The following is a 13104-nucleotide window of genomic DNA, read 5'->3' on the forward strand; positions in this document are numbered from 1 at the left end:
CGCTGGCGGGACGACGAGTCGAGGTCCTGAGGAGGAGCGCATGAGCGAGGAGCCCGATCTTCCCGACCTGCAGGCTCCGCCGGTCCTCTTCCCCGGCCAGGGACCCGAGAACGCCTACCGCACCGCCCACGACCTGCTGTCGCGCCGCGCGCCGCAGGAGGCGCTGGCGGTGCTCGAGCCCGCACTCGAGAGGGAGCCGAACAACACCGGGCTGCGGTCGCTGCGGGCCTGGGCCTACCTGCTGCGCGCGCAGCTGCAGAAGGCCGAGGAGGAGCTCGCCGCGCTCGTCGAGGAGCGTCCCGACGACGACTGGGCGCGCCACGCGCTCGGCCGCAGCCTCGAGCGGCAGGGCCGACTCAGCGAGGCGCTGCCGCACCTGCGGCTGGCCGCCGCGATGACCGACGACCCCGACCACGAGGTGGCCGTGCTGCGGGTCGAGCGCCGGCTCGCGGAGACGGGCCAGACGTCGTTCGACGACCTGGTGTAGGTCGCGATGGGCTCGACCTGCGTGGGGTGCCGCCCGCGCCCTGCTGACTTGTGCGCAACCGCAGGTCCAGGTGGGCCTTCAGGCTGCGGTTGCGCACGCGCACACCACGAATCCCCGGATAGCCGGGGATCGCGACGGGCGCCCCGAGCGCGCCCTGGCCCCCGGGTCAGGGGTGGGTGAGCACCTCGGCGCCGGTGGCGGTCACCACGAGGGTGTGCTCGAACTGAGCGCTGCGGCGGCGGTCCTTGGTGACGACGGTCCAGTTGTCGTCCCACATCTCCCACTCGTGGGTGCCGAGGTTGAGCATGGGCTCGATGGTGAAGGTCATCCCGACCTCCATCACGTCGTCGTACATCGGCTCGTCGTAGTGGGGGATGATCAGCCCGGAGTGGAACGCCGTACCGATGCCGTGGCCGGTGAAGTCGCGGACGACGCCGTAGCCGAAGCGCTTGGCGTAGGACTCGATGACCCGGCCGATGACGTTGACCCGGCGGCCCGGCTTGACGGCCTTGATGCCGCGCTCCAGGGCCTCCCTGGTCCGCTCGACCAGCAGCCGCGACTCCTCGTCGACGTCGCCGGCGAGGAAGGTGGCGTTGGTGTCGCCGTGCACGCCGTCGATGTAGGCGGTGATGTCGATGTTGACGATGTCGCCGTCCTCGATGCGGCGGCTGTCCGGGATGCCGTGGCAGATCACCTCGTTGACGCTGGAGCACAGCGACTTCGGGAAGCCGCGGTAGCCGAGCGTGGAGGGGTAGGCGCCGTGGTCGCAGAGGAACTCGTGGCCGATGCGGTCCAGCTCGTCGGTCGTCACCCCGGGCGCGACGTGCGAGCCGACCAGCTCGCGGGCCTGGGCGGCGAGGCGGCCGGCGACCCGCATCTTCTCGATCGTCTCGGCGTCCTTGACCTCGCTGCCGTTGAAGCGCTCGGGCGCGGGCTTGTCGACGTACTCCGGCCGGACGATGTGGGACGGGACCTCGCGGCGCGGCGAGATCGTGGCGGCTGCAACGGGATTCACGCGGCCGAGTGTAGTTTCCGCTGGTATGAGCAAGTTCTGGTATTGCGTGAAGCACCACCGGGTCGAGGACGAGGTGCTGTGCCCGCCCGTGGACCGGCTCGGGCCCTACGAGACCCGCGAGGAGGCCGAGCGGGCCCTCGAGAAGGCGCAGGAGCGCAACGAGGAGTGGGAGAACGACCCCCGCTGGAACGACGACCTCGAGGACTGAGGCGTGACCGGCACCCGCACTCCCGAGCGCGTCTCGCCGTGGCCCTTCGTGGGCATGGGCGGGATGGCGTGCGCCTTCTTCCTGTACGCCGCCAGCGGCCTGATCGCCCCGTGGTGGGCGGTGGTCGTGCTGCTCGTGGTCTGGATGCTGATGCTGTTCGTGGCGACGGTCTGGTGGTCGCGCCACCCCACGTGGGTGCCGTGGCTGGCGGTCTTCGCGTTCGTGCTGTGGTTCGTGGCGATGAACGCCGGCGGTGCCTGGCTCGGCTGGACCGCCTGAAGCCCGCAGGTCGGTCCGGCCGCTCCGGGTCAGCGGGCGCTGACCCGGAGCACCTTGTCCCCGCCGCCGTTGCTGGTGGTGAGCAGCAGGTCGCCGTTGCGGGCGTTGGTGATCGAGCGGAGCCGGCCGTCCTGCTGCAGCGCCTTGGGCGCCCGGGTCCACCTGAGCTTCCCGGCCCGGTCGAACTTCATGAAGATCACCTTGCTGCCCTGCAGGCAGGCGACGGCGAGCGTGCCGTTGAGCCGGCCCCACTGCTTGCCCTTCACCCAGGCCATCCCGGAGGTGGCCGGGGTCGGCCCGGAGCTCCAGCGGGCGTCGACCTGCCGGCCGGGGAGGGAGTGGTCGGTCATCGGCACGTTCTCGTCGTACCCGGGGCCGGGCTGCCAGCCGTAGTCGCCGCCGTTCACCAGCTTGTTGACCTCGTCCTCGATCGAGGGGCCGTGCTCGGCGTTCCACAGCGAGCCGTCACGGCGCTGGGCGAGGCCCTGGATGTTGCGGTGGCCGAAGGTGTGCACGAAGCGCTTCTTGCGGTTGCGCGCGTCGATGAACGGGTTGGTGGGCCACGGCTTGCCGGTGCGGGGGTCGAGGCGCAGCGTCTTGCCGCCCAGGGACTTCAGGTCGCGGGGGGTCGCGGAGGACGCCGCGTCGCCGGTGCCGACGAGCAGGGCGCCGTTGCGCAGGACCAGTAGCCGGCAGCCGCCGTGGCGGCCGCTTGTCGTGGGGAAGCCCGCCACCAGCGGCTCGACCAGTCGCGCGCGGGTGCCGGCGTCGTTGAGCCGCCAGGCGATCACGCGGACGTCGTGACGGCCCTTCTTCTTCTCCCAGCCCGAGCACGTGTAGAACCGGCCGTTGCGTGCGAACGCCGGGTCGACCTCCAGGGACATCAGCCCGGTCTCGCCGGAGGTCCAGATCCGCTCGCTCGGGAACTGCACCTCGCGGGTCTCGCCCTTCTCCCACAGCAGCAGTCGGGCCGAGTCGCGCTCGGTGACGAGCAGCCGGCGTCCACCGAGCGGCTGGACGTCCCAGGGGGTCGTGAGCCCCGTCATCGGCCGCCGGACCTTCAGCGAGGGCATGGCCGCGCGGTCGGTGGGCCGCTCCGCGGCGGCCGCGACCTGCGGTGGGGCCGACCAGGTGGTGGCCGTCCCTGGCGACGCGAGGGCGGGAGCGGCGGGGACGAGCGGGGCGGCGAGGGCGAGGGCAAGGCCTCCGAGAAGGGCGCGCATGCTGAACGGTAACCCCTTCCACGGACGGTCGTTGTGCGCTGCGACACCAGGACCGACCCACTCGGGAGGCGTGAATGGCCACGAGGCCGAGCAGCACCAGGCCCAGCAAGCTCAGCAGGACGCTCGTCGGGGCAGCAGCCGGGGCGGGGGTGCTGGCGCTCTCGACCGTCGGTATCGCGCCCGCCGGTGCCCACGGGGGCGGTGACCTGCCGACCAACACCCGCGGCCTCGAGGTCGCGACCGACGGTCAGGGCCAGCGGATGTCCTTCGTCGCCAACCTGCAGTACGACGACACCGGCGCGGCCCAGAACGGCTCGGACATCGAGTTCATGCGGCTGGGCAAGAAGAAGTACGCGCTCGCCGGCACGCTGCGCGGCGGCATGCAGATCATCGACATCACCCGACCGCGGCAGCCCGAGAAGGTCGCGGTCTACGACTGCGCCATCAGCCAGGGCGACATCCAGGTCTTCAACGCAGGAGACCGGGTGCTGGCCAGCTACACCGCCGACGGCACGTTCGGTGCCGCGGGCGCGGCCTCGCAGTGCGGCCGCGACCTGAACCTCGACTCCGGCGCCTCCGGCACGGTCCTCGTCGACCTGACCCGGCCCGACCAGCCGCAGACCGTCAGCTACCTCGCCGTGCCGCGGGGCTCGCACAACATGACCATCCACCCCAGCGGGCGCTACCTCTACAACTCCAACTCCGACCTCGCCACGAGCACCAGCCCGACGGTGACGATCTACGACGTCTCCAAGCCCGAGGCGCCGAAGAGGGTCCAGGACTACCCGCTGCCGTACGTGCCGACCTCGCTCGGCTCGGAGTCCCACGACATCACGTTCAACGAGTCCGGCACCCGTGCGTACGTCGCCGCACTGTCGCAGACCCTGGTGCTCGACACCACCGACCCGGAGAACCCGAAGCAGGTCGGCCAGATCATCGACCCGAGCATCAACGTCGTGCACCAGTCGGACCCGGTCACGCTGACCCGTCCCGACGGCACCCAGCGCGACCTGCTGGTGATCACCGACGAGCGCGCCGGCGCGGCCGCGAGTGCGGAGTGCCCCGGTGGCGGCCTGCACGTCTACGACATCACCGGCGACAAGGAGAAGTCGCCGGAGAAGGTCGGCGCCTGGTTCATCCCCGTCACCAAGGTCCAGGACGGCGCGACCTGCACCTCGCACGTCCTCCGGATCTACCCGGAGCAGCAGATGGCGACGATCGCCTGGTACGCCCAGGGCGTCCGGGTCCTCGACATCTCCGGCCTCGCCACCGCCGAGGGCGGCCCCACCGCGATCGCGTTCGGTGACGGCATCGGCATCCGCGAGGTCGGCCACTACGTGCTGCCCGACTCCGACACCTGGTCCTTCAAGACCGACCGGATCAAGCGGGACGGCTCGTTCTACGGCTACGGCAACGACCTGGTCCGCGGCTTCGACGTCTACCACTTCGACGGCCTCACCGACCGGACCGTGAAGCCGCTGCGGGCGGAGAACGTCGCCCCGCGCGCCAGGTCGGGCTCCAACAAGGCGCTGCTGCCGTTCGCGGTCGTGGTCCCGGCGCTCTTCGGCGCCGCGCTGCTGCGCCGGCGTACCCGCTCCGCCTGACAACCGGGCCGGACGTCATACGAACCGGTCGCTATGACGCACGGTTCGTATGACGTCCGCCCGGCCGGGCGCCGGTCAGAAGGTGTGCTCGGAGCCCGGGAAGGTGCCGGCGCGCACGTCGTCCGCGTAGCGGCGGGCGGCGTCGAGGAGTACGCCGTGGACGTCGGCGTACTGCCGGACGAAGCGCGGCATCCGCCCCTGGCGCAGGCCGAAGGCGTCCTGCCAGACGAGGACCTGGCCGTCGCAGTCGGGGCCGGCGCCGATGCCGATGGTGGGGATGGTGAGCTCGCGGGTGACCTGCGCGGCCACCTCGCCGGGCACCATCTCCATGACCACCGCGAACGCGCCCGCGGCCTCGACCGCCTTGGCGTCGTCGAGCACCCGCTGCGAGGCCTCGCCGCGCCCCTGCACGCGGTAGCCACCGAGGGCGTGCTCGCTCTGCGGGGTGAAGCCGATGTGCGCCATGACGGGGACGCCACCGCGGGTGAGCAGCTCGATCTGCGGCACCATCTCGCGGCCGCCCTCGAGCTTCACGCAGTGGGCGCCGCCCTCCTTCATGAAGCGCACGGCCGTGTCGTAGGCCTGCTCGGGGGAGCGCTGGTACGAGCCGAACGGCAGGTCACCCACGACCAGCGCGCGCTTCACGGAGCGCGAGACCGCACGGGTCAGCGGGAGCAGCTCGTCGACGGTCACGGGCAGCGAGGTGTCGTTGCCGTAGACGTTGTTGCTGGCCGAGTCACCGACGAGCAGCACCTCGATGCCGGCCTCGTCGAACGTCTGCGCGGCGTACTGCTCGTAGGCGGTGAGCATCGCGAACCGCTCGCCGCGCTGCTTCATCTCGCGCAGGTGGTGGGTGCGGATCCGCTTCACCGGGCTGGCGGGGGCGCCGCTGCCCGCTCCCGTGCCGTACGGCGCGGTCTCCTCCGGACCGGAGGCGTGGGTGCTCATGAGAGCTCCTTCGGGGTCGTCTCGCGGCTCCCTGGTGGAGTCCACGGATTCGCCTTCAGGCTAGTGCGCGGGTCGGTACGCCGCGCTGTGGCGCCGCTCACGGACGGGGCCCCGGGCGGGCATGCCGGGCGGGCATGCAGGGCGGGCATGCAGGGGCGCCGGCGCCCCGGGTGGGCACCGGCGCCCCGGCCGGCTCCTAGGGGGCGAGCCTGATCCAGTTGTGGGCCACCCAGCCGCCGCCGCAGTCGTCCCGGTCGACGTCCACGGCCAGGTTCTGCCTGCTCACGTCCTTGGTCCGCGCGTCGGCCAGGACCAGCCGGTCCCCGGCCGCACACGTCTCGGACTGCGACGAGCTGACCAGGGTGAGCTCGGGGCGCTGGCCCTCCAGCGTCCAGGTCCCCGCGTCCACGACCTCGGCCGTCTCGTCGGCCACCGAGTAGTCGCCCGTCCCGGACAGCGTCACGAGGAAGCCGCCGCCGTCGACGAACCAGGTCCCGGGCAGCTGCGACTCCTCCACGGCGGGCCAGTTGTTGCCCTTCCAGAAGAGGTTCAACGAGGCGAGGCCGGGCTTGGTCGGGAGCACCTGCTCCAGGACCCACGTCTCGCCGGGCCCCGCGAGGCACTGGGTCGCACCGGCGTCGACCGTCACGACGTGCATGAGTCCCTGCTCCTGGACGGAGGCACGAATGGCCATCTCGTCGCCCGCGCACTCGCCGGCGCCGGCCACGCTGATCGAGATGCGGTCTCCCTCGATCCCGTACGTGCCGGAGATGGCGCGGTCGTCCGAGTACAGCCGACCGTCGTTGTCGATCCAGATCGTCCCGTCGGGCAGGAACCGGAGGAGCACCTCCGCGTTGTCCAGCCGCCACACGCCCTCGACGACCTCGGGGGTGGGGACCGCCCCGGTGAGGAAGTCGGCGTGCGGGTCGGTGTCCGGCGAGGGGACGGGGTTGGCGGGGGCGGGCTGGTCCGCCCCGTCGTAGGAGCTCACGACGGCGATCCCGACGGCCACGGCGACGGCCGCGGCGGCTCCGGTGGCGAGGGCGAGCCGGCGTCCTCGCCGGTGGTCGCGCTCGATGCGTTCGTCCACCTCTGCGCGGGCCTCGCGCAGGTGCGACTGGGTCACGACGACACGTCCTGTGACAGCCGCGATGTCCCGCACGAGCCTCTCCTCGATCCCGCTCATGGGGTCACCTCGATCCTCTTCTGGAGTGCCCGGAGTCCACGGTGGGTGTGGGCCTTGACCGACCCCACGCCGATGCCGAGCAGCTGGGCTGTCTCACCGACCGAGAGCTCGAGGACGTAGCGACAGGCGAGCACGTCCCGCTGACGCCGGGGGAGCGCCCGCATCGCGGCCACCACGGAGCCTGCTTCGTCGCGGGCGACCGTGGCGTCCTCGGGACTGGTCGGTCCCTCGGGCACGAGGCGCAGCGGGCGAGCCGACCGCTGGGTCACCTGCCGGCGTACCCACGACCGACTCCGGTTGAGGACCGTCGAGCGCAGGTACGCCTCGGCCGCCTCGGGGTCGCGCAGGTGCGTCCAGTTCCGGTGCAGGGACACGAACGCGTCCTGCACCACGTCCTCGGCGGCCTCGCGGTCGCCCAGCATGACGACGGCCAGACGGAGCAGAGGGGCGTAGTGGCGTCGGAACAGCACGTCGAGCAGCTCGGCGCGACCCGGTACGGGGACCGGGTCGTCGCGGCCGTCGGCACGCGCTGCCACACGCATGGAGAGCGCCTCCTCCGGGACGGCATTCGTCATGCCCGAGAGTCGCTCGTCCTCCTGAAATGTTGACACAAGGGACGGGTGTGCTGGACCAGGTCGAAGGCCCCCTTTGCCGCAGCCGCTCCGACGACCGGACTGCAGGCGCAGCGGCGGGCCTCCTAGAGTGGCGACGTGGACTTCTACTCCGCCTACGACCAGGGGTTCGCGCGCGTGGCGGCGTGCACGATCCCCCTCTCGATCGCCGACCCGGCGGCGAACGCGGCGAAGGTGCTCGAGCAGGCCCGCGCCTGCCACGACGAGGGCGTCGCGGTCGCGGTGTTCCCCGAGCTCTGCCTCTCGGGCTACGCCATCGACGACCTGTTCCTGCAGGACGTGCTGCTCGAGTCCGTCGACGCCGCCCTCGCCACGCTGGTGGAGGCCTCCGCCGAGCTGCGGCCGGTCCTCGTCGTCGGCGCGCCGCTGGTCCACGGCAACCGGGTCCTCAACTGCGCGGTCGTCATCCAGGGCGGCCGGGTGCTGGGAGTGGCCCCCAAGTCCTACCTGCCGACCTACCGCGAGTTCTACGAGCGCCGCTGGTTCGCGCCGGGCGACGACCGCCGCGGCGCCACCGTGACCGTCGCCGGTGCGGAGGCGCCGCTGGGTCCCGACCTGGTCTTCGAGGCGACCGACGTGCCGCACCTGCGGCTCCACGTCGAGGTCTGTGAGGACATGTGGGTGCCGATCCCGCCGAGCAGCGAGGCGGCGCTGGCCGGCGCGACCGTGCTCGCCAACCTCTCCGGCAGCCCGATCACGGTCGCCCGTGCCGAGGACCGCCGGCTGATGGTCCGCAGTGCGAGCGCCCGCTGCAGCGCGGCGTACGTGTACGCCGCCGCGGGGCAGGGCGAGTCGACGACGGACCTGGGCTGGGACGGCCAGACGATGGTCTACGAGTGCGGCGAGCTGCTCGCCGAGGGCGAGCGGTTCCCGGAGCAGGCGGTCCGCACCGTCACCGACGTGGACCTCGACCGGATCCGGCAGGAGCGGCTGCGGCAGGGCACGGTCGACGACAACCGCCGCACCCACGACGCCCGGGTGCGCGAGTTCCGCACCGTCGGGTTCGAGCTGCGCCCCCCGAAGGGCGACATCGGGCTGCGCCGCAAGGTCGACCGCTACCCGTTCGTGCCCGACGACGCCGAGCGGCTGGCCCTCGACTGCTACGAGGCCTACAACATCCAGGTCTCCGGCCTCGAGCAGCGGCTGCACGCCATCGGCCACCCCAAGGTCGTCATCGGCGTCAGCGGCGGCCTCGACTCCACGCACGCGCTGATCGTCGCGGCCAAGGCGATGGACCGGCTCGGGCGCGCCCGCTCCGACATCCACGCCTTCACGATGCCGGGCTTCGCGACCGGCGACACCACGAAGTCCTACGCGACGCGGCTGTCGAAGTCGTTGGGCGTGACCTTCGAGGAGATCGACATCCGGCCCGCCGCACGGCAGATGCTCGAGGACATGGGCCACCCGTTCGCCGAGGGCGAGGAGGTCTACGACGTCACGTTCGAGAACGTGCAGGCCGGCCTCCGCACCGACTACCTCTTCCGGCTCGCCAACCACCGTGGCGGCATCGTGCTCGGCACCGGCGACCTGTCGGAGCTGGCGCTCGGCTGGTGCACCTACGGCGTCGGCGACCAGATGTCGCACTACACCGTGAACTCCGGCGTCCCGAAGACCCTGATCCAGCACCTCATCCGCTGGGTGATCGACTCCGGGCAGTTCGAGTCCGACACCAACGAGGTGCTGCAGGAGATCCTCGACCAGGAGATCACCCCCGAGCTGGTGCCGCAGGGGGAGGACGAGGCGGTGCAGGCGACCGAGGACGTCGTGGGTCCCTACGCGCTGCAGGACTTCACGCTCTTCCACGTGCTGCGCCACGGGATGCGCCCGAGCCGGATCGCCTTCCTCGCCTGGCACGCGTGGCGCGACGCCGACGCGGGGGAGTGGCCACCGGGCTTCCCGGCCGAGAAGCGTCAGGCCTACGACCTCGCGACCGTACGCCGCTGGCTCGTCGTCTTCGTGAAGCGCTTCTTCGCCAGCCAGTTCAAGCGCTCGGCGCTGCCCAACGGCCCGAAGGTGAGCGCCGGCGGCACGATGTCGCCGCGCGGTGACTGGCGGATGCCCTCCGACGCGGGGCCGGCAGCCTGGCTGGCCGACATCGAGGCCCACGTCCCGGAGGACCGGGCGGACTAGGGGGTTTCCGGCGGGACGGGTGGGGGAGCATCGTCTGCGTGAACGAGCGTCAACTGCCTCGGGACTACCCGCCGTTCCTCTACATCCCTGCCTCGAGCACGTCACCGACGGTGCGTAGGTTCGATGAGATCGGCGACCGGGTGGGCGGCGTCGTGGACGGAGTGGGCGATGTCTTCGACTCGATCTTCTGAGGCGCCGATGCACCACGTGCCGGGCGGACGCGTGGGGGCGTGGGTCGCAATCGTGATCATCACGGTGGTCGGCGTCGCGATCCTGGGGGCGGGCATCGCCATTCCCGAGCAGCGCGCGACCGGACTCCTGCTGGGTGCGTTCCTGCTCTCCGTGTCCTGCTTCATGGTGCTCGGCGCGGCCCGACGGGCGGCGCCGGGATGGTCGCTCACCACCCTCGACGGCCGGCCCGCCTGGGCGTTGCGGATCGGAGGCACCGGCGCGGCTGCGATGCTCGTGGTTCCGGGCCTGCTCGCGACCGTCCTCCTGGTGGCCGCCAGCCGGGCCCCCCGCGCCGCGGCCGTCGTCGCCGGTGCGATCGCGCTCTTCCTGCTCGTGCTCGCGGCCGAGGGGCTGCGGCTGGTGCTGCGTCGCCCCGAGCTGCGTCTGGGGGTCGACCGGATCGAGCTCCGGGGCCCGGGCATCGACAGCACGCTCGCCTGGGACGACGTTGCCGCGGTCACCCACCACCACCTCGGCACCAGGTGGGGGGCCGTGGTGGCCGAGGCGGCGACCGACGCGACGACGTACGACCATGAGCTCAGCCGCTGGCTGCTGCCGACCGACCGGGTGCCGGACCCGCCCGGTGTCTGCGTCCGCGTCGGACTGGTGCCGGACGTGCCCCGCCTGACCCGGCTGATGCGCGCGATGCACGTGGCCGACCGCGCCGGGCGCGAGGCGATGATCTCGCGAGGGCTGCCGGAGCAGTCGGGTTTCTGAGCGGGCACCCGCCCGGGCTCGGCCCCGGACGTGCGCCATCAGGTTGGTCGCGAGCTTCTGGCCCATCCGGTGACGGGTCGTCCCGGTGTGGCGACGTACCGGGACGACCCTCGACCACCCGCGGAGGTCCGCCCCCGTCAGCCCCGTCAACCCTCCGTGTGGTGGTAGGCGCGCGACATCCGGGCCATCGCCAGGCAGCAGATCGCCAGGCCGATGGTGGCCATCGCGATCCAGGCGATGTCGCCGACCGCGAACAGGTTGACCGCCTGCAGCACGAGGTACAGCGCCAGCAGGTCCCCGCCGATGCGCGGCATCATGGCCACCAGGGCGAAGAGCACCAGCTCGATGATGCCGAACGTGATCACGGCGCCGCCGGCACCGCCGGGCAGGACGTCGTTGACCCAGCTGGCGACGTAGGGCTCCCAGCTCGCGTTCATCACGGTCACGAACCGGTCGAGCCCGAACAGCAGCGGGACCGCCAGGAACGTGGCCCACAGGGCCAGGTAGGCCTGCCGTACGGCGTCCACCTTGGTGATGGAGCCGAGGTCGCGCATCTCGTCGCGGAAGTCGTGGACGAGATCGTGCCAGGCGTGTGTGAGTGCCATGGCGTGGTTCCTTTCAGGAGCTCTCTTGTAAGAGAGGTTGATATTGACGTTAGACCTGTCAGACTGTTTCGACAAGCAACGTCTCTGTTAGAAAAGCAGCCATGAACGACGACAGCTTCTCGCGGCGCGTCACGAGGCTGGGAGCGCTGGCGGACCCCGTACGCCGTGCCCTCTACCGGTTCGTCGCCTCGCAGGCCGACGCGGTCAGCCGCGACCAGGCGGCCACGGGGGTCGACGTCCCCCGCCACACGGCGAAGCACCACCTCGACCGGCTCGTCGACGAGGGGCTGCTGGTCACCGAGTTCCGACGGCTCACCGGCCGCACCGGACCCGGCGCCGGCCGCCCGGCCAAGCTCTACCGCCGCGCCCACCACGAGGTGGCGGTCAGCCTGCCGCAGCGCCGCTACGACCTCGCCGCGCACGTGCTCGCCGACGCCGTGGAGCGGTCCCTCGTCGGTGTCCCCATGGACGAGGCGGTCCGGGAGGCGGCCGCGGCCGCTGCCCGGGTTGCGGTCGCCGAGCACCTGCCCACCGTCGGCCCGGACGCGGACGAGCTGGCCCAGGTCGCCGACACGCTGGCGCCGTTCGGCTACGAGCCGCACGTCGACGAGGACCCGGCGGTCGGCCTCACCCTCGGCAACTGCCCGTTCGACCGGCTCGTCGGCGACCACCGCGCGCTGGTGTGTGGCATGAACCTCGGCTTCGTGGAGGAGGTGGTGGCGGGCCTGGGGTGCGGCGCAGTCGCCGCCGAGCCGGCTCCCGAAGGGCGGTGCTGCGTCCGGGTGCGGCGCGCCTCAGCCGAGGTGCCGCAACAGGTTGTGGGAGAAGCGGTGGCCCATCGCGTCGATGACGGCCTGCATGACGCGGTTGACGGCCGGCGCGGCGAGCCGGGGCAGCGCCAGGTCGACGCCGAGCTCCAGCTCGATCCGTAGCCGCGTGCCGCCCTCGACGTCCTCGAGGTCGTAGTGGCCCTCAGCCCCGGCGTGCTCGCGCCGGCCGGCAGGCGGGTCGTGGGTGAACTCGATCCGGCGTCCCTCGACGAAGGTCATCCGCTCGGTGAAGGACGGCGCGATCGAGACGTGCAGCACCGGCAGGTGGCTCATCTCCCAGCGCCAGTGGTCGCCGTGCACCTCGATGTGGTCGAGGTACGGCGTGAGCCGGGGCAGCATGGCGGGGTCCGTGAGGGTCTCCCAGATCCGCTGCCGGTCCACCTCCACGACGGCGTCGCTGCGGGTGGTGGCGGTGAAGCGGGCCACGGGCACTCCCTCTCGATCGGCGGTCCGGGCGCGGCGTACCCCGGGAAACCCGGATGCAACCCTCCCGGCCACACCCCGTCAAGGTGGCAGACGTCAGTTGAGCCACCAGATGCCGGCGTTCAGCGCGGCAGCGAAGGTGACCCACGCCAGGTACGGCAGCAGGAGCACGGCCGCCAGCCGGCTGCGGCGACGGAAGGCCACCGCCGTCGCGGCGATCGCCACCCACAGCGCGGCGATCTCCGCGAGGGCCCAGCCGTACTCCCGGAGGCCGAAGAAGAGCGGCGTCCAGGCCATGTTGAGGACGAGCTGGACCGCCCAGAGGGTGAGCGCGCGGTCCCAGCCGTGGGACCGCCACACCAGCCAGCCGGCCACCGCGATCATCACGTAGAGCACCGTCCAGACCGGCCCGAAGAGCCACGCGGGTGGCGCGAAGACCGGCTGCTCGAGGTTCCGGTAGGTCTCCGCGGCCGAGCCCGACGCCAGGCCGCCGACGCCGGCCGCGACGACGGCCGCGGCCAGGAACGGCAGCAGTGCAGCCCCGGACCTCGACTGGTGGGTGCGGGCGGCAGCGTCGGTGGCCATG

Annotated in this window: 14 protein-coding genes and 1 pseudogene; 7 read left to right on the forward strand and 8 right to left on the reverse strand. The window is 72.1% G+C overall.

Annotation, left to right across the window (positions count from 1 at the left end):
• Window positions 1–40: 40 nt before the first annotated feature.
• Window positions 41–487 carry a tetratricopeptide repeat protein gene (locus ACFP2E_RS09545; protein ID WP_378523397.1) on the forward strand — a complete coding sequence of 149 codons (447 nt, stop codon included), beginning with the start codon at window positions 41–43 and terminating at the stop codon, window positions 485–487.
• Window positions 488–653: 166 nt separating this feature from the next.
• On the opposite strand, the gene map is transcribed toward ACFP2E_RS09545, so the two are convergent.
• Window positions 654–1502, reverse strand: coding sequence for a type I methionyl aminopeptidase (gene map / locus ACFP2E_RS09550; RefSeq protein WP_378523398.1), 849 nt, complete (start codon window positions 1500–1502; stop codon window positions 654–656).
• Window positions 1503–1527: 25 nt separating this feature from the next.
• Between map and ACFP2E_RS09555 the strand changes: the two genes are divergently transcribed.
• Complete coding sequence (locus ACFP2E_RS09555; RefSeq protein ID WP_378523399.1) at window positions 1528–1710, forward strand: SPOR domain-containing protein; 183 nt, start codon at window positions 1528–1530, stop codon at window positions 1708–1710.
• A gap of 3 nt (window positions 1711–1713) precedes the next feature.
• Window positions 1714–1989 (forward strand): hypothetical protein, encoded by a 276-nt coding sequence (locus tag ACFP2E_RS09560; RefSeq protein ID WP_378523400.1) that lies wholly within the window; start codon window positions 1714–1716, stop codon window positions 1987–1989.
• Between the two features lie 29 nt (window positions 1990–2018).
• Here the strand turns inward: ACFP2E_RS09560 and ACFP2E_RS09565 are convergent, their stop codons facing one another.
• Window positions 2019–3212, reverse strand: a complete 1194-nt coding sequence (locus ACFP2E_RS09565) for a PQQ-dependent sugar dehydrogenase (RefSeq protein ID WP_378523401.1) — start codon at window positions 3210–3212, stop codon at window positions 2019–2021.
• A gap of 74 nt (window positions 3213–3286) precedes the next feature.
• Between ACFP2E_RS09565 and ACFP2E_RS09570 the strand changes: the two genes are divergently transcribed.
• Window positions 3287–4816 carry an LVIVD repeat-containing protein gene (locus ACFP2E_RS09570; RefSeq protein ID WP_378523402.1) on the forward strand — a complete coding sequence of 510 codons (1530 nt, stop codon included), beginning with the start codon at window positions 3287–3289 and terminating at the stop codon, window positions 4814–4816.
• 75 nt (window positions 4817–4891) lie between these two features.
• On the opposite strand, the gene panB is transcribed toward ACFP2E_RS09570, so the two are convergent.
• The 3 genes from panB to ACFP2E_RS09585 all read right to left on the reverse strand — a co-directional run bounded on the left by panB (window position 4892) and on the right by ACFP2E_RS09585 (window position 7525).
• Window positions 4892–5764 (reverse strand): 3-methyl-2-oxobutanoate hydroxymethyltransferase, encoded by an 873-nt coding sequence (panB, locus tag ACFP2E_RS09575; protein WP_378523403.1) that lies wholly within the window; start codon window positions 5762–5764, stop codon window positions 4892–4894.
• Between the two features lie 196 nt (window positions 5765–5960).
• Window positions 5961–6950: a hypothetical protein gene (locus ACFP2E_RS09580; RefSeq protein ID WP_378523404.1), complete on the reverse strand. Its 990-nt coding sequence runs from the start codon at window positions 6948–6950 to the stop codon at window positions 5961–5963.
• Window positions 6947–7525: an RNA polymerase sigma factor gene (locus ACFP2E_RS09585; protein WP_378523405.1), complete on the reverse strand. Its 579-nt coding sequence runs from the start codon at window positions 7523–7525 to the stop codon at window positions 6947–6949. Before ACFP2E_RS09585 ends, ACFP2E_RS09580 begins: the two co-directional genes overlap by 4 nt.
• 135 nt (window positions 7526–7660) lie before the next feature.
• On the opposite strand from ACFP2E_RS09585, the gene ACFP2E_RS09590 reads away from it, so the two are divergent.
• Both ACFP2E_RS09590 and ACFP2E_RS09595 read left to right on the forward strand, forming a co-directional pair.
• Window positions 7661–9712, forward strand: a complete 2052-nt coding sequence (locus tag ACFP2E_RS09590; protein WP_378523406.1) for an NAD(+) synthase — start codon at window positions 7661–7663, stop codon at window positions 9710–9712.
• A gap of 243 nt (window positions 9713–9955) precedes the next feature.
• On the forward strand, window positions 9956–10660 hold the full coding sequence (locus tag ACFP2E_RS09595; RefSeq protein WP_378523407.1) for a hypothetical protein: 705 nt from the start codon (window positions 9956–9958) through the stop codon (window positions 10658–10660).
• Window positions 10661–10806: 146 nt separating this feature from the next.
• On the opposite strand, the gene ACFP2E_RS09600 is transcribed toward ACFP2E_RS09595, so the two are convergent.
• A complete protein-coding gene (locus tag ACFP2E_RS09600; protein ID WP_378523408.1) occupies window positions 10807–11265 on the reverse strand; it encodes a hypothetical protein in 459 nt (152 codons plus the stop codon).
• A 101-nt stretch (window positions 11266–11366) separates the two neighbouring features.
• Here ACFP2E_RS09600 and ACFP2E_RS09605 point away from each other — a divergent pair.
• Window positions 11367–11552: pseudogene (locus ACFP2E_RS09605) on the forward strand (helix-turn-helix domain-containing protein); the annotation flags it as partial.
• Window positions 11553–12059: 507 nt separating this feature from the next.
• Here the strand turns inward: ACFP2E_RS09605 and ACFP2E_RS09610 are convergent.
• Window positions 12060–12521: a CoxG family protein gene (locus tag ACFP2E_RS09610; RefSeq protein WP_378523409.1), complete on the reverse strand. Its 462-nt coding sequence runs from the start codon at window positions 12519–12521 to the stop codon at window positions 12060–12062.
• Window positions 12522–12614: 93 nt separating this feature from the next.
• Window positions 12615–13103 carry a TspO/MBR family protein gene (locus tag ACFP2E_RS09615; RefSeq protein ID WP_378523410.1) on the reverse strand — a complete coding sequence of 163 codons (489 nt, stop codon included), beginning with the start codon at window positions 13101–13103 and terminating at the stop codon, window positions 12615–12617.
• Window position 13104: the final 1 nt, after the last annotated feature.

Origin of the sequence: Nocardioides sp. GCM10027114 (genome assembly GCF_042659625.1) — a bacterium.
Taxonomy (GTDB): Bacteria; Actinomycetota; Actinomycetes; order Propionibacteriales; family Nocardioidaceae; genus Nocardioides.